The organism is Halobaculum halobium (assembly GCF_030127145.1).
Taxonomy (GTDB): domain Archaea; phylum Halobacteriota; class Halobacteria; order Halobacteriales; family Haloferacaceae; genus Halobaculum; species Halobaculum halobium.
In genome coordinates this window covers 61045-74640 of the sequence record NZ_CP126158.1, presented here as the reverse complement: position 1 = coordinate 74640, position 13596 = coordinate 61045, and the positions used below count along the sequence as shown (strand labels likewise).

The 13596-nt window shown below is 60.5% G+C and carries 20 protein-coding genes and 1 pseudogene; 4 read left to right on the top strand and 17 right to left on the bottom strand.

Translation table 11 applies throughout. The annotated features are described in order from the left end of the window. The first annotated feature begins 334 nt into the window (after window positions 1–334). Complete coding sequence (locus P0Y41_RS00485; protein WP_284062066.1) at window positions 335–616, top strand: DUF8028 family protein; 282 nt, start codon at window positions 335–337, stop codon at window positions 614–616. 133 nt (window positions 617–749) lie between these two features. On the opposite strand, the gene P0Y41_RS00480 is transcribed toward P0Y41_RS00485, so the two are convergent. The 7 genes and pseudogenes from P0Y41_RS00480 to P0Y41_RS00455 form a co-directional block, all read right to left on the bottom strand. Continuing rightward, window positions 750–1037, bottom strand: a complete 288-nt coding sequence (locus tag P0Y41_RS00480; RefSeq protein WP_284062065.1) for a HalOD1 output domain-containing protein — start codon at window positions 1035–1037, stop codon at window positions 750–752. 619 nt (window positions 1038–1656) lie between these two features. Then, window positions 1657–1707: pseudogene (locus tag P0Y41_RS17955) on the bottom strand (hypothetical protein); the annotation flags it as partial. A 207-nt stretch (window positions 1708–1914) separates the two neighbouring features. After that, complete coding sequence (locus P0Y41_RS00475) at window positions 1915–2964, bottom strand: tyrosine-type recombinase/integrase (RefSeq protein ID WP_284062044.1); 1050 nt, start codon at window positions 2962–2964, stop codon at window positions 1915–1917. Next, window positions 2961–4157, bottom strand: coding sequence for a beta clamp domain-containing protein (locus P0Y41_RS00470; RefSeq protein ID WP_284062043.1), 1197 nt, complete (start codon window positions 4155–4157; stop codon window positions 2961–2963). Before P0Y41_RS00470 ends, P0Y41_RS00475 begins: the two co-directional genes overlap by 4 nt. Next, window positions 4154–4390: a hypothetical protein gene (locus P0Y41_RS00465; RefSeq protein WP_284062042.1), complete on the bottom strand. Its 237-nt coding sequence runs from the start codon at window positions 4388–4390 to the stop codon at window positions 4154–4156. Before P0Y41_RS00465 ends, P0Y41_RS00470 begins: the two co-directional genes overlap by 4 nt. Window positions 4391–4480: 90 nt before the next feature. Beyond that, window positions 4481–4885, bottom strand: coding sequence for a winged helix-turn-helix domain-containing protein (locus P0Y41_RS00460; RefSeq protein WP_284062064.1), 405 nt, complete (start codon window positions 4883–4885; stop codon window positions 4481–4483). Further along, window positions 4882–5076: a ribbon-helix-helix domain-containing protein gene (locus tag P0Y41_RS00455; protein WP_284062039.1), complete on the bottom strand. Its 195-nt coding sequence runs from the start codon at window positions 5074–5076 to the stop codon at window positions 4882–4884. Before P0Y41_RS00455 ends, P0Y41_RS00460 begins: the two co-directional genes overlap by 4 nt. Window positions 5077–5208: 132 nt before the next feature. Here P0Y41_RS00455 and P0Y41_RS00450 point away from each other — a divergent pair, with 132 nt between their 5' ends. Next, window positions 5209–5427, top strand: a complete 219-nt coding sequence (locus P0Y41_RS00450; protein ID WP_284062038.1) for a hypothetical protein — start codon at window positions 5209–5211, stop codon at window positions 5425–5427. A gap of 119 nt (window positions 5428–5546) precedes the next feature. After that, complete coding sequence (locus P0Y41_RS00445) at window positions 5547–5786, top strand: hypothetical protein (protein ID WP_284062037.1); 240 nt, start codon at window positions 5547–5549, stop codon at window positions 5784–5786. Between the two features lie 497 nt (window positions 5787–6283). Here the strand turns inward: P0Y41_RS00445 and P0Y41_RS00440 are convergent, their stop codons facing one another. Further along, complete coding sequence (locus P0Y41_RS00440) at window positions 6284–6940, bottom strand: recombinase family protein (protein ID WP_284062036.1); 657 nt, start codon at window positions 6938–6940, stop codon at window positions 6284–6286. A 360-nt stretch (window positions 6941–7300) separates the two neighbouring features. Here P0Y41_RS00440 and P0Y41_RS00435 point away from each other — a divergent pair, with 360 nt between their 5' ends. Then, complete coding sequence (locus P0Y41_RS00435) at window positions 7301–8239, top strand: hypothetical protein (RefSeq protein WP_284062035.1); 939 nt, start codon at window positions 7301–7303, stop codon at window positions 8237–8239. Between the two features lie 209 nt (window positions 8240–8448). Here P0Y41_RS00435 and P0Y41_RS00430 read toward each other — a convergent pair whose 3' ends face one another. The 9 genes from P0Y41_RS00430 to P0Y41_RS00390 form a co-directional block, all read right to left on the bottom strand. Further along, the gene (locus P0Y41_RS00430) at window positions 8449–9159 is read right to left on the bottom strand and encodes an O-antigen ligase family protein (RefSeq protein WP_284062050.1); all 711 of its coding nucleotides are present in this window, start codon (window positions 9157–9159) and stop codon (window positions 8449–8451) included. Between the two features lie 585 nt (window positions 9160–9744). Continuing rightward, the gene (locus P0Y41_RS00425) at window positions 9745–10749 is read right to left on the bottom strand and encodes a hypothetical protein (protein ID WP_284062033.1); all 1005 of its coding nucleotides are present in this window, start codon (window positions 10747–10749) and stop codon (window positions 9745–9747) included. Next, window positions 10750–10956 (bottom strand): hypothetical protein, encoded by a 207-nt coding sequence (locus P0Y41_RS00420; RefSeq protein ID WP_284062032.1) that lies wholly within the window; start codon window positions 10954–10956, stop codon window positions 10750–10752. Between the two features lie 2 nt (window positions 10957–10958). Next, window positions 10959–11717: a hypothetical protein gene (locus tag P0Y41_RS00415; RefSeq protein WP_284062063.1), complete on the bottom strand. Its 759-nt coding sequence runs from the start codon at window positions 11715–11717 to the stop codon at window positions 10959–10961. Continuing rightward, complete coding sequence (locus P0Y41_RS00410; RefSeq protein WP_284062030.1) at window positions 11717–11878, bottom strand: hypothetical protein; 162 nt, start codon at window positions 11876–11878, stop codon at window positions 11717–11719. Before P0Y41_RS00410 ends, P0Y41_RS00415 begins: the two co-directional genes overlap by 1 nt. After that, window positions 11871–12143, bottom strand: a complete 273-nt coding sequence (locus P0Y41_RS00405) for a hypothetical protein (protein WP_284062029.1) — start codon at window positions 12141–12143, stop codon at window positions 11871–11873. The genes P0Y41_RS00410 and P0Y41_RS00405 overlap by 8 nt, the downstream gene beginning before the upstream one ends. After that, entirely contained in the window at window positions 12140–12739 is a 600-nt protein-coding gene (locus P0Y41_RS00400) for a hypothetical protein (RefSeq protein ID WP_284062028.1), read from the bottom strand. The genes P0Y41_RS00405 and P0Y41_RS00400 overlap by 4 nt, the downstream gene beginning before the upstream one ends. Before the next feature lie 3 nt (window positions 12740–12742). Then, window positions 12743–13336, bottom strand: a complete 594-nt coding sequence (locus tag P0Y41_RS00395; RefSeq protein WP_284062027.1) for a hypothetical protein — start codon at window positions 13334–13336, stop codon at window positions 12743–12745. Then, on the bottom strand, window positions 13336–13593 hold the full coding sequence (locus P0Y41_RS00390) for a hypothetical protein (protein ID WP_284062026.1): 258 nt from the start codon (window positions 13591–13593) through the stop codon (window positions 13336–13338). Before P0Y41_RS00390 ends, P0Y41_RS00395 begins: the two co-directional genes overlap by 1 nt. Window positions 13594–13596 lie beyond the last annotated feature (3 nt).

Here is a 13596-nt window from a genome sequence, read left to right as displayed (position 1 = left end):
CGGGCCATCTGCAATTTTGCTCGGTTCGTTCCGTAGCTGATGAACTGTCCGTTATCAACCGCCTTCCGAGTGCAACGAGCAGCCACGCCGCCGTTCGAACCGACGCTGGGTTGCGATCGATCCGAATGTGGGGCCTGTTCGGCGCCTCCGCGAACTCTCGACACTCGCGACGCGGGAGGCCGAGCAAAGATTCACGCACCTCGATAAACGGTCTGCTCCGTTCTGAGCTCTTCGTGAAACGTCGATGCGGACGATGGTCGTCGGTGAACGGTTCGAATCCGCCCGAAGGCTCTTCATACTATATGTGGTCGGGTGTGTATCGGTGCAGTGTGCGATGACTCCCTCCAATCCCCTCCGATCGGTCGACGGACTCTGGGACGCCGTCCCGGCATCGTCGAGCCTGAAAGCAGCCGTTACCGAGTTCACCGGCGCGGGCCGTACGGTCGCGGTCGAACCGGTCCGCGCGGTGGCGTTCTACGCAGCGATCGGTCTCCCGTTCGGCTATTTACCGCTGCTCGCCAACGGTATCACCGCCGAACAGCTCACCGTCTTCGTCGGCCTGCTGTTCGCGAACGCGGCCGCCTTGGTCCTCGGCCACGGCTACGGGTCTCGATAATTTCCTCGCAAACGAGGCTTACGCGTTTCGACCGGTCTCGGTGTTATCCGATCTCCAACCTGTTCGGGAACACAGCCGATCTGCCCCTCCGAATCAATCGGCCAGCCGACCTCGATGAGTCCGCAGAAACGGGTCAGTGGTAGTTCGGATCCTCTTCGAAATCCTGAACCTCGATCGTAACCTTGCCGTTCCCCCAGAGGATGACCAACGCATCGTGGGTCGTGAGTTCGAGTTTGATCGTATCTTCGTCTCCATCTTCCCGAAACATCGAGTCCAGTGCGTCCGGGTTGATACTATCGTATAGTACACACCCCTCCTCGGTGATGTCTCTACCTTTCGCCTTTGACAGCGCCTCTACGACCGCAACGCTAAGATCCTCATTTTCTGCCGGTTTGTACTTGATGCGCTTGCGTTGAGCCACTATTCACAAGTTCAATTGAGAAGATAGTTAAAACAAGCATTTTCTCTAAGTCTATATCGTTGTTACAACCTTCCGATCACCACAGACTCTCGCCTCCGCATCCGACTGCCTCCCCGCGTATTGCAGGTAGTCGTTCGCGCTCGATAGGTCGGCGGTCGGCTGTGCCCCATCAGTCGCACCAGCCGACATACGCGCCACGCTCGTCGTCCAGGGCGACGCTGTGGGCGTCGGTACCGCCGGGGAGGCTGACGCGCCAGCCGTAGGCACTTGCCCGTTCGATGAGCGCCGCGAGACCGCCGCCGCGCTCTCACGAGGTCGTACCGTCGTTGCGCTCGGGCTCGAAGTCGAGCACGTCGCCGCTCACCGCGTCCGAGACCGACACCACGGTCGCGTCGGGGTACGTGCGCGAGGGGGCCGTCAAACCGGAGCCGACCGGCTCACGTTGTACCACCCCGGAACCGGGAGAAGTGGGTCGGGCGATCCCAGGGCACCACCCGTGTGCTGCCAGCGCCGTAGGCCCACACGGTCGCTCCGTGGACGTGCTCGCGAGCGATCGAGCGCTTCGCAGCTCGTCACCCCCGTCACACTCGGGGCAGACGTGGCGGGCGATTCCGCTCCCGTAGGGGGTGTGAACTTTGAGCTGAGCGCCGCAGGTCGGGCAGAATCTCACGGCGAACACCTCCCGTCGTCGAGGGCAGGGCACTGCTGTTCGGGATCGGTGATATGCGATCCACAGGTCGCACAGATTGGTGTCGGGAGACCCGACAGGTTGACGCGACGGCTGCGGCTCACAGCCGGTCACCTCCGTGGGATAAGAGGGAGGCTACCGGCTGGCGATTCGTGATAGGGTCAGAAGTGGGTTGGGGCGGTTTTCCGATCATAGCGTCTCACCGTGGTGTTCGTCGGCCTCAAGATCCAACGAGTCGATGAGGTGCGACTCGCGTTCGCGGAACTCCTCGCGCTTCGTCGGATGGTCGTAGTGCTGTTCGATCACGGCGACGCTCGCGTTCACACGGCGCGCGACGGCCTCGACGCCGAGGCCGCGGTTACGTTGCCAGCTGATGCTCCCCGAGCGGACCTGATGCGGTGACCGCGAGGACGGGCACTGTGAGGCGCCGCGACCCGCGAACCAGTCGCACGTCGCTTGCTTCTCGCCGTGAGGGCAGTCCTGGTAACGACAGGGAACGGTCGCGTAGTAGCACCAGTTCCGTAGCGTCGTCAACGAAACGCGGCCGTGCGTCGTCGGAAGCAGCGGCGCCCGACCGTGGTCGTCGCGAACCTGCGGCCGCTGCACGCTGATCCACTCGTCCAACACCTCGACCGTCGCGTCGGGAATGCCAACGTCGCGCTCGCCCTCAACGCCGTTCTTCAGCGGAGTGTCCGCGTCCGGCCGGTGCCGGAACTCCAACACGCCGGCCGACCGGTCCACGTCGCTCACGTCGAGCCCGCGGAGGCCGCCCATCCGACAGCCGACCGTCCACAGGATCTCGAGCACGACATGGTGCTTCGAGGCGCGGTTCGGCGACGAGCGCCACGCCTTGAGTAGCGCCTCGCCGCGATCGGGCGCGAGTCGAACCTCCGAGACGTGGTCGCTGCGGTTGATGTCGGGCACCTCGATCGCGTCGCCGACGCCGTCCTCAGCGAGTCCCACGTCGCTGGCCCACTGCAACCAGTCTTGGACCGTCTGCTGGTGGTTCCGAAGCGTGACCGGGGCGAGATCGTCGCCGGCGCGCTTCGCGTCCCACTGGTTGATGTCCCACGCCGTGAGGTCGCGCATCGTCTCGATCTCCTCCTCCTCACACCAGTCGACGAACTGCTTCAGCCGGTACCAGTAGTCCGTCAGGGTGTGCTCCGCGAGCGACACGGCGCGCTTGTCGAGCCACCGTTGGGCGGCTTCCCGGGGAGAGAGGTCGGGCGCGTCGCTCACGGTTCGTCCTCGTCGGTTTCGATCCGCGGGGCGAGCATGAACCGGCCTTCGTGGCCCCAGTCCTCGTTGTGGAACTGAAGCACGGTTGGGAACTCGTCGCCCCACTTGAGGGTCACATCGTCGGCCTTCGCGGCGTTCAGGGCGTCGACCATATCGGCGAGATAGTCCATGCTGAACAGCGACGAGCACGCTTCCGCGCCGTCGTCGCGGGTGTCCCACGCACAACCGAGCATGGTCACGCGGTCGGCGGTCGTGTCGTCGTCCGGGTCGGCGTCCTTCCGCGACTCCAAGACCAACGTCTCGCCGTCGCGAGTGACGCGGACGTAGTCGTGCCGAGAGTCGATCGCGGCGACCGCGTCACCGAGCGCGTCGATGGACGGACGGGCACGGTTCGGAAGGTCGAGACCGGGGAAACTTGGACGCGGTCGCATGTTGTTGGGGTCGATCGCGAACCACTCCGAGCGCCGCGTCATACGGGTGTCCTCGCGGACAATCCGAACGCGAATCCGGCGGTCGAACACGTCCACCACAACGGGATCGCCGTCGTTGCTCCCGCGACCCTTTCGCGCCCACTTCAGGGTCTTCCGTAACCGCTTGAGGTTCACACCGGTCTGGTCTTCGTCGCCGCTGACAGTGTACCGACTGAACCCCTCGGCGGGGAATGACGCATCCACCATCCCGACGTTCGGGGCGTCAACGGCCTTGATCTGCAAGCCGTCGTCGTCGAACACGGCGACACACTCGTCCACGAGCGGCGCCGGGTACCGCAGGAACGACCGGAGCGGGTCGCCCGCGGTCGTGAACGACACACGCGCTTCCTCCGCGGGTTCCTGCGCCAACTCGTTCTCTCGGTCGTCCTCGACGACCTGACCACCGTCAGCGACGAGGCGCCGATCGTCCTCGTCGTCGGACTGGCATCCGATGCACACGCCCTCTTCGTCGAGCGCGGGCTTACCGACGTGCCGACCGCAGTCCGCGCACTTCCCCGAGGCGTTCTCGGGGGGTCGCTGTGCTCGCCCGTCGGGGCCACACACACCGCACCACTCGCGGAACGCCGGCGGGAGCGTAGACAGCGCAACCGGCCGCGGTTCGGTCGTTTTGAGCTGCCGACACTCCTCGTCGAGGTGAAACATCCCGCCGCCATTGCCGCGGCGGCGACTCTCGTACACCGTCTCGGGGAGGTCGTCGCTCATGGACGCACCTCCTCCTCGCGAGCGGCGTCGGCGGCCCACCCGGAGCGCTGGGGCCGCACGGGCGTCACACCCATGATGCGGTTGCACCGGCTGCAACGGCGATCGTTCTCGCCCGGACGGTCGCCCCGCGAGCCCTGCCGCCCGCAGCTCGGGCACCGGATGATGAACTCGTGCGGGTCGTGATGGTCGACCACCAACCCGTCCGAGACGTACGCGGGCGTCTCGGCACTCATGCGTCACTCTCCGATTGGGCGGTCACGCGACGCCCGATCTCGGCGTAGGCCGATGCGGTCCCAGCCGAGTACGTCTTGAACTCACCGAGGTCACCCTCGACCGTGTAGACGGTGCGCGCCATCACACACCCCCACGTCGGCGACGCGGTCGGCGACGAGTTCGCCGGCGTCGGTCGCGTCGTACAGGCGGCCCTTCCGGCGCTCTTCGGGCACCAGCAGCGTAACGGCGCCACGCTCGCGAAGGTCGCCAAGCGTCCCAGAGACGTGCGAGAGGTCCAGGCCGGTAGCCTCCGCGATCGTCGACGGCGTCGCCGGACTCTCCGCGAGCCGTTCGAGCACGGCCGCGCGGTGTTCCGAGGCCGCGACCGCCCCGATGAGATCCCAGTCAGGGGACTCGTCGGTGACGGCAGGCTTACGGGATTCGGCCTCGTTCGACGACTCGGGGGTCGGCTCGGACTCGCTGGCAGGCGTGGTGTGAGACTGGCCCCCGTTCATGCTTCGGTCGTTGCGGCGTTCTTCTTCTCGGTGAGCAGATCGTTGGGGTAGTCGAACGGCGTTCCGTTGGCCGTCCGAACAGCGTTGCGGATGTACTCCGCGCGGCTCATCCCGAGCAAATCGGCCTCTTCGTCGATGTTGTTGACCATCTCCATCGGCATGGTGACGGTCACGTTGGCTGATAGCGCCATGCGCCCCCTGCTTAGTAGGTGGTTAACTTAGTCATTTTGGTGCTGCACTTGTTTCACCATGTATCCGTAGACCTGATTAAGTTAGTGACTTAGTACCTAAGCTATTCACTTACTGCGCCACAAATCGCGCGTGTGAGTGCAACCTCAGATGGCGGTGACGAAACCCACAACGTCACCACCACAGTTAGTTCGGAGTTCAAGGACGACTTCGACCGGGCTTTGAAGAAAGCCCAGATCGAGGGGCACGTTCCCTTGAACATGTCTCGCTCCGAAGCGATTCGGAACCTCATGCAGGCGGCGATTGCGGATCCGTCGCTGATGGCCGGTCCCGAGGACGACGGGGGCGAGTGAGTGCAACCGGACTCCCCGGCACCGGCACTATCGTGTAACGCCGGGAGGGTATTAGGGGTCAGCCTACTACCCGGAGTGAAAGTGAAACAACGGAAGCTATATCCAACATGATAGAATCGATGCGATCCGATCTGCTCCGCTTAGTCGCAGACGTGGAGGGGTTCGGGCTGTTCCGACCGGGGGAAGCGGAGGGGTGGCGCGAGGACATCGAGGCGGCGGAAGTGGTTCCGGAGCTGATGCGAATCAACGAGTCGCTGTTGCAGTCCATCGAGGATCGCGACGGGTACGAGGAGTTCCGCGAGCAGGTCGGCGTCTCGCGCGGCTCGCCGGCGGCACCAGTCGACCGAGCGCAGAAATGACAGTTGATCGATTGCCGTGGGATCAGCGTGTGTTAGAAAACGGCGCCATCGGGATTGTTACAGGAATAACCGCATCAGAAGTAGCCGGATCGGGTATCGCTTCGACACTCACTCTTGTCCCGCTTTCACTGGTATGTCTTCTCGGAGCTTCTTACGCTCTCAGATATATGCAAAACAGAAAAGCGACACGGAGGGACGGTCTGGGGCGCGAAATACAGTATGCACCGCGCCGCGAGTAACTCGTTGATTATGTTAACTTACCGTCGAAACTAAGACGGTCTGTTGAGGAATCGGAATTATGTCAGAAGAGCCGACCGCAGGCGACGCGGTGGATGGGTTACTCGGGAACCGATGGGTTCAGACGATCGCGGCCGTCGTAGCGACTGCGGCAGCAGTTCTCGGCGCGCTCCAGCCAACGAACACGGCGGCGTTCATCCCGATGATCGCAGTCCCGCTGATGTGGCGCCTCGGAATGTCATACGGTCGGCGGCAGTAGGCTACAACCCGTACAGTTCTGCGCGCTCGTTCACCGCCCGCCGGACCGTCTTCCGACCGGCATCGAGTTCCTGCGCCGCCGCGCGCTGGCTCATCTCGTCGGCGGCGACCTGCTCCAGCACGGTAACGACGCGGTGGTAGTCGCTGCCCTCGACGAGCCGACCGTCGTCCTTCTCGAACCCCAGCGGCGCGGGACCGTGCCGATACTCATCGGAGTCCTGGCGCGCCGCGATCCCCTCGCGGATGTTCTGACGCTTGATCCGCGCTTCCAACTCGCCGAACACACCGAGCATCTGAAAGAGCGCGCGCTGGTACGGATCTTCCTCGTCGGGCTTCATCACCAGCGACTCGGAGACGATGTGCAGCTCGACGCCAGCCTCTCGCAGCCGCTCGGCGGTGCGCTCCAGGTCGGTGATGGAGCGGGCGACGCGCGAGACCTCGTGCGCAACGACGGCGTCGATCTCGCCGGCCTCCGCGTCGGACATGAGCCGCTGGTAGGCGTCGCGGGCGGTGTTGGTGCCACTCGACTTGTCGCGGTAGACCTCGATCTCGGCGAGCGACGCGCCGAGGGTGTCCTCGGCGTACTGCTTCGTCGAAGTCAACTGCCGTTCGAGGTTCTGCTTCGCGGTGGAAACGCGGGTGTAACAGGCGACGGTCACGCCCACCACTTCGAGCACTTAATATCTAGCCTTTACGCCCAGTCTGGGCAGGGACTAAAGTTCAGCCCCACCCCTCGGGGGATTCTCCGGACACCGGATCAGTACACATCCGAGCGCAGAATCGAGTACTAATTTCAGGGTGGTGGTTGCCGGGGTTCCTGATACACTCGCGAACTTCATTTCACCGCGTCAAAGAAGAATCGGCCGCTAACAAGTTCTCAGTATTCCCCTGGCATCGCTGAAGAACAACAGTTAATATTACAAGAATTTCCATTTACCCTTGTGATTGTGAATCGGGAACGTCTCGCTACTATATTTCTTGCCACAGTAGCCATTGGCCAGGCTTCTTACCAATTCCTAATGGTGCGAGCAGGTCTTTCGAATTTGTTTTTCGATGCGCGGGAAGTCTGGTATCCCGTCGCGGAAGCAGTTAGTTCTGGAGAGGCACTTTACCTCGGCAATGCGGGCGACAACAAACCACCTCTCTTTGAGATCCTCAATGTATTATTTTATCAAACGGGACAATACGAGCTTTCGTTCTTTGCATTTGTTGGATTATCTAATGCACTTGCAGCAGTCTTACTCTATCGATGGGTTGCTCAAGACTACTCTTTGATATTTGGTGAAGCCGCTGCACTACTCTACCTATCTACTCTCCCGTTGATCAATGGAACTATCCTTAATGTCCGCTCAGTTGCCGTCGTATGTCTCCTCTTCGCCCTTTATACTGAGAAGCCATTCGCGAAAGGCGTCAGTATCGCCACAGGTGCGATGTTCTCTCAATATACTGCATTAGCGGCAATACCAATTTTGCTCTGGGGTATTCATCGAAGCAAGCGTACCCGCGAGTGGGTATTCTCTTATATTTCTGCTGGGTTGCTTGTCATTGCAGTCAGTTATGGCACTGTTGGGGTTATCTGGGGTGTTGAGTCATTCCAGCAAGCTATTTTGTCCTCGGTGCTTGCTGCGGGAGATTACGTTGCTACTCCTGTGCGAAATCCGCTTATAAATCCGATACGTTGGGTGAGTTTACTTGGTCTTGTGATTGTGTCGACTGTTCACGTTTGTGTTCCCGCAGCAATTTTGATATCTCGGAAGGTTCGAAGCCAACCAATCCAGATAATTGCTTCAAGCCCAAATTCTGTTTTGGGACAATCATTGATTCTCTCTGTGCTCTATTTCTGCACATTATTCATTAAATCACTCAGATACTATTGGGTATTCGTCATGCCATTTTTCTCTGTACTCACGGCCGAGCTGATCCTCTTGCGTCTGCATTCGAATTCAGAGGACCTATGAATGAGATTGGCATCAAAATGTCAAATTTAGATTTGAACGCATGTACTCAATTCGTGTGAATTCAATTAATGGGCTCTGTTGAAATCCTTCAGATCTGACATTGGCAAGAGCGAGTCTCCTGACCGATTTTCTCGGTTACGGTGCTAAATTACCGTCTCAACAAATCGCACGACAGCAAGAGGGTTTCAACAGAGCCAATTAATGAGCATTCAACTCCTATTGGATTCTTCCGGAATCAAGTTGCTCCCGACAGCAATCAAGACATACCAAAGTGGCTCGTCAATCACGATGTTGACCATTCCGGCGACGGTGATCCCACCAAATCCAATAAAGAGTGCTGAGAGGTACATCTGATCTATACTATCCAGATTGTAGATCGCTCGAGTATAATTGCGAATGATGGATAATCCGGTTGCCAGCAGTATGAGAACTGGTCCAATACCAGCCGCCATCCAGACACGTGTAATCAGATTGTGTGCCCGGAAGGAGCCGATCTCGTACATTTTCTCAGTCAAGACAACAAACCCTTCGTATCCGACACCAGTCAACCAGTGCCGCTGAATTGTAACAAGCTCCGCTTTGTGAACATCATAGCGCTGCGGTCCCAAAACCTCAGGCGAGAACGCGCCCGCTGTGAGCGGGATACTCGTTAGTCTTTGTGGGAATATGCCGATATGGACTGCAGCAAGTACAACGAGGCCGAATAATATGACTGCCACAGCTCCAGCTGGAAGTAGTCTCAAGAGTTCCAGTTCGGCGATAGACCGAAGAAACAGTATAGTCAATGCACCAAGTACGAAAACAAGCCCAACGATACCTCCCCGGGAACCCGAAAGAGGAATGAGGAAAATCATAGACGCAGTCAGCCCCACGTACGCCACTTTTGTCCATCCGGTCTTCCAATGGGTGACGAGTGCCATGAGTGGGATGAGAGCTAAGAGATTGCGCGAAAGTTCGTTTCGGCTAATATACGGGACAATACCAGCGTGAGGTCGCCGAAAGCGATCTCGAACACTCCGTATCCTACCCACAAAGTCGAGATAATTAGAAGTACTCGGATGAGTTCCTGTAGAGCATCATCTCGACCGAGATATACTACGATAGATCCATAATAAATCATCATTAAGCCGAGATCAATAGCTCGGCGCATAGATTCGTATGGACTTGGAGACCAAGATGAACTGGCGATCAAGATAGAGAGTAGAACAAAAATTCCAATATCCGAGTGCGTGAGCCTGACATATCGTTCTTTGATTGCCGTTATAAATGCGAAAGAACCTACAAAAAAGACACCTATCATACGCGGTGTAATATATAAGCCGAGATCAAAACCGTACGGAATGAAGTGGCCGATGATCGGCAAAGAAAGTAGTAGAGCAAAAAGGCGAGTATAGATTTGAGGTCGCATTCGATATGCATGCCTACATCGCTCCGAATTTAGACTTTGCCAATCCGTTGGAACACTCGGCTGGAAAGACTGAAAAATGAGGTGCCAATCCGAGTTTTTAGATCGTCATGTCGGCGACCGCTTCGTTCGTCTCGTCCCCAGAGTCGTTTATCCCTGCCGCGACGGTTGGCCACCTGCGGATAACCTTGTTATTACTGTCGCAGTTGGCTGTCCATTCCCACGGGGTCGTTACTGACGCAACGTCAAACATCGTCCCTCGCAACACGTTTGCCCGCACTCCGGCAGTAGTTGAGTCCGCGTTGTCGAAGAGTGCGATCCGATCGCCGCCGGTGAAATTCAACCCGTGTGAATTGACCACGTTGAGGGTGACTTCAACGCCATCATCGTAATCAAACACAAAAGCCTCCCCAGCAGAAACGTTGCCGCGGACCTCCACACGATTCATATTCGCCCAGCCGTTTGCTCCGCCAGAATGAAAGCGCGCGACGCCGCCCGCGTTCCACGCGTGGACTTCGGCGTACCCGCCGACAACGCTATTCCCGTTCGTCTGTCGAAACTCAACAATTGGGGTGCCGTTAGTCGTGTCAACACGGGGGTAGCCGTAGACAGCCGTTTGATCTTGGCTCGCAATAGATTCAAGATCCGCGTTAAATCGAAACCACGACCCAACACCGCTCGACTCCGATAGCATTGCCCCATCGGCGTAGACAGTTGCGTTTGGCTTCAAATCGAACACCGAACCGGCTGACGATGCCGTCTCTCGGAGCCACACCCCTGATAGCGAGAGCGTGACGCCACCCTCGATTGTGATTGGCAACGTATCGTTTGCGGACACGTCTCCGAGGAAGTCGTTAGTGATGGGACCTTTTTGGATTCTGACCGATCCACTCCTCCGTGAATCTGGGGCGGCTGCCTCATCGATTGCGGCTTGGATGCTGTCGCCACTCGCAATATCAACTTCTATTGCATCTCTCAAGGGCAGTTTGCGCGTGTGTGTCCTATTCCCTGGATCGGTAAACGATTCCTCTGTACTTACCGATTTAGGTTCGATGTCTCTTCCCCGAATCGCGTTCGGGCCGGTCGCCGGCGTTCTCTCTGGCATTTAGTTGTCCTCCATGTCGGTCTTGGTGTTCTCTCGGTCGGATCGGCTCGTCTGCGGCGGCTTGTACGGGAGTCTGTCGAGTGCTGCGCGGGATAGTCCCCGGATCCGTTCCATACCGTACCGAAACGGGACGCCCAGCCCCAGGAGTATCCCAAACAGGAGGTACCCGAGGTTCGATCCGCTGATGCTCGAAATGCTTTCGAGCACGCTTACTCGCCTCCCTCGAACGTGACCACGACAGCGTCACCAGCGTTCGGCGTCCGAACGTGGATGAGTGACGTATCTGTGACGCTGAACAACAGCGAGTCCGTACGGCCGGTTAGCGGCGACTCCTGTGTGTCGGCGTCACCGACGAACACGTCGCCCGAGTTGTCGGATTTGTACTCGACCAGCACTCCAGCTCCCTCAGGCACGTCGAGAGACGGCAAGGGTTCGGCGTCGGTCCCGCCAGTCGAGTGGACAACTTGCGTCAGGCTGTCGTAGTTCCCGAGCCGGGCGTTTGTTACATCCTGCTTGTCGGCGTTTGCCGGTGGTCGTGGGTCTCCGTTGCGATCACGAACGGAGTCGATTTTGTCTACCTCTGCGGTGGTATCAAGTACCATTCTCAGGCACCCCCTTCGATCTGCTCGAAACCGACCGGCTGGATGTGGTACGTCTGGGGTGCTCCCGACGTGTTTCGGATGATTACTTCGGGAGTCGCGAAAGCGCTTTGCTGGGGCGAAGGTTACGGTCATGTCGTCGATGTCGGTCGGTGGGATGGCCGCCGGCCCGTATTGCGTGCTCCCGTCGTCGCGGATCTCGTAGATCGTGCCGCGGACCTTCGAGATGGCAAGAATCGGGAGATAGAACACGCTACCGGACTGCTCGGGCGTGAACGTAACCGTCACCTTCTCGCCGTCGTCCAACTCGGCTGTGTACGGCTCGTTGAAGGGAACGTCGTCCGGGTCGGGTTCTGGTACCCAGGGCATCACCGCACCTCCTCGGGAGGATCGGCGTACGCCCCGCCGTTATTGTCGGTGCCGTCACTCTCACCGCCGGTCCGGCCGGTGTCGTCGTCCATCTTCTCCCGGACCCGCTTCAGTTCCTCGTCCGTCATGTCCTCGTACTCGGTGTTCTCGATGTTAGCCATCCTGTCGCCCTCCGTCGGGTCGCGGTTCCTCGTCCGGGTCGAAGCGGTGCGGCGGCTGGTACTTCTCGTTGCCAACGAGCCGCGCCCCGAAGCGTTGGAGCCACCGGCGATTGCCGATGGACCGCGTCTTGTTCGCTGCGCCCCGCTCGCTATTCCGCTCGACAGCGCCGCGCATCCGGTGGGCCTCGTAGAGGATGCCGAGCGCCGACGTGGCGGTGATACCCGCTGACACCTGCACCGCGTAGCTCGCCAGTAGGTCCATCATGTGAACGCCTCCGCGGTGTTGCTCGCGCTGTTCGCCAGCCACGCGATAGCCAGCAGCGCGACGAGCGCCAGCACGACCTTGCTGTTCGGCAGCCCGAGCGCGTCGCCCGAGCCGCCGAACGGGTTGTTTCCGCCGTCATCGCTTTGGTCGTCGCCGCCCCCGCCGAACGGATTCGATCCGCCGGGGTCGTCGCCACCAGGAAGCGCGCTGCTGTCCTCCTCGACGGTCAGGGACCGCGGCGTACTGGAGTGCGTCCGCTCCTCCTTGATGACCGAAACGGTCGCCTCCACCGTGTACTCTCCCGCCGGAAGCTCCGGGTCGAACTCGACAGCCGCGTTCGCCCCGAGCATCTGCCCCACACGGTTCCGGGGGACGCACTCGCGGACCGTCTCATCAAAGACCTTCTCGCCGGCAGCGTCGCGGATGACGAGGGTTACGTCGGTCTTGTGTCCGTACTCGCCGCCGGTGTTGCAGGTCTTCTCCTCCCACGAGAACGCGGCCGTCTCGTTGTTGTTGACGCCGACGCGGATCGGGATCGGAACCCCCGCCGCGGCCGGACCCTCGAACTCGACGCGCCGAACTCGAACATCCGCCACGGGCTACTCACCCCCGTACATGACCCAGCCGACAACGACGAGTGCCAGCGCCAGCAGCGCCGGATTGCCGATGTCGCCGCCGACTCCCGGTGTCTCTGTGTCGGCGGGCGTGTTGTCCGGCTGGTTGTCGGTGTCGGCGCCGTCGGTGTACTCGCCGCTCTCGCTGTCGACTACCCCGCTCTCGATGCCGCCGGTGTCGTCCGACCCGTCCGACCCGCCCGAACCGTCCGATCCGTCCGAGCCCCCGATAGTGTCGAGCGCGTCGTCGGTGAGATCCTGCTGGGCGTCGTCGGCCGCCGGGTCGTCGCTGTTGTTGTCGCTGATGATGGTGACGCCGCCCGTGTCCGGGTCGCCGTCCGAGTCCACGACGTTGCCGGCCGAGTCCTCGCTGTCGTATTCGAGCCCGCCACCGTCGGCCTGCCCGAGATCGAGGTCGTCGCTGGTCTGGTCCTGCTCGATGTCCTCGGTGTCGTTCGTGTAGTCGCTCGAACCGCCGGAGTCGTCCGAGCCGCCGGAGTCCGTGTCGTCGGTGGTGTCGGTCGTCCCGCCACCGCCGCCGTCCTGGTCCCACGACGGGCCGGTGAGTCCGCCCACCATCAGCGGTTCACCTCCACGTACACCAGCGACGCGAACAGCAGCACGTTGATGAGCGCCGCCGCGACTTGGATGTCCTCGGGTGTCACCGAGGTACCCGCCAGCGCGTTCTCGAACACCGGGGCGCCCGGCTGTGCCGGCGTGCCCGGTTCCACGTACCCCGGCATGGCGGCGCCGTCGGTCATGGTCGTGAGACGGTCCGACGGCTCGGTGCCGGTCGGAGCGCCGCCAGTCGCGGCCGGCGTGAGTCCGCCGGACATTGT

What these genes read in the sequence shown, in the direction of transcription:
- P0Y41_RS00390 (WP_284062026.1), bottom strand. Translation starts at nt 13,593, where the DNA reads ATGTCCGGCGGACTCACGCCGGCCGCGACTGGCGGCGCTCCGACCGGC.
- P0Y41_RS00410 (WP_284062030.1), bottom strand. Translation starts at nt 11,878, where the DNA reads ATGGCTAACATCGAGAACACCGAGTACGAGGACATGACGGACGAGGAA.
- P0Y41_RS00415 (WP_284062063.1), bottom strand. Translation starts at nt 11,717, where the DNA reads ATGCCCTGGGTACCAGAACCCGACCCGGACGACGTTCCCTTCAACGAG.
- P0Y41_RS00455 (WP_284062039.1), bottom strand. Translation starts at nt 5,076, where the DNA reads ATGGCGCTATCAGCCAACGTGACCGTCACCATGCCGATGGAGATGGTC.
- P0Y41_RS00395 (WP_284062027.1), bottom strand. Translation starts at nt 13,336, where the DNA reads ATGGTGGGCGGACTCACCGGCCCGTCGTGGGACCAGGACGGCGGCGGT.
- P0Y41_RS00465 (WP_284062042.1), bottom strand. Translation starts at nt 4,390, where the DNA reads ATGAGTGCCGAGACGCCCGCGTACGTCTCGGACGGGTTGGTGGTCGAC.
- P0Y41_RS00470 (WP_284062043.1), bottom strand. Translation starts at nt 4,157, where the DNA reads ATGAGCGACGACCTCCCCGAGACGGTGTACGAGAGTCGCCGCCGCGGC.
- P0Y41_RS00435 (WP_284062035.1), top strand. Translation starts at nt 7,301, where the DNA reads ATGGTGCGAGCAGGTCTTTCGAATTTGTTTTTCGATGCGCGGGAAGTC.
- P0Y41_RS00425 (WP_284062033.1), bottom strand. Translation starts at nt 10,749, where the DNA reads ATGCCAGAGAGAACGCCGGCGACCGGCCCGAACGCGATTCGGGGAAGA.
- P0Y41_RS00485 (WP_284062066.1), top strand. Translation starts at nt 335, where the DNA reads ATGACTCCCTCCAATCCCCTCCGATCGGTCGACGGACTCTGGGACGCC.
- P0Y41_RS00445 (WP_284062037.1), top strand. Translation starts at nt 5,547, where the DNA reads ATGCGATCCGATCTGCTCCGCTTAGTCGCAGACGTGGAGGGGTTCGGG.
- P0Y41_RS00460 (WP_284062064.1), bottom strand. Translation starts at nt 4,885, where the DNA reads ATGAACGGGGGCCAGTCTCACACCACGCCTGCCAGCGAGTCCGAGCCG.
- P0Y41_RS00430 (WP_284062050.1), bottom strand. Translation starts at nt 9,159, where the DNA reads ATGGCACTCGTCACCCATTGGAAGACCGGATGGACAAAAGTGGCGTAC.
- P0Y41_RS00405 (WP_284062029.1), bottom strand. Translation starts at nt 12,143, where the DNA reads ATGATGGACCTACTGGCGAGCTACGCGGTGCAGGTGTCAGCGGGTATC.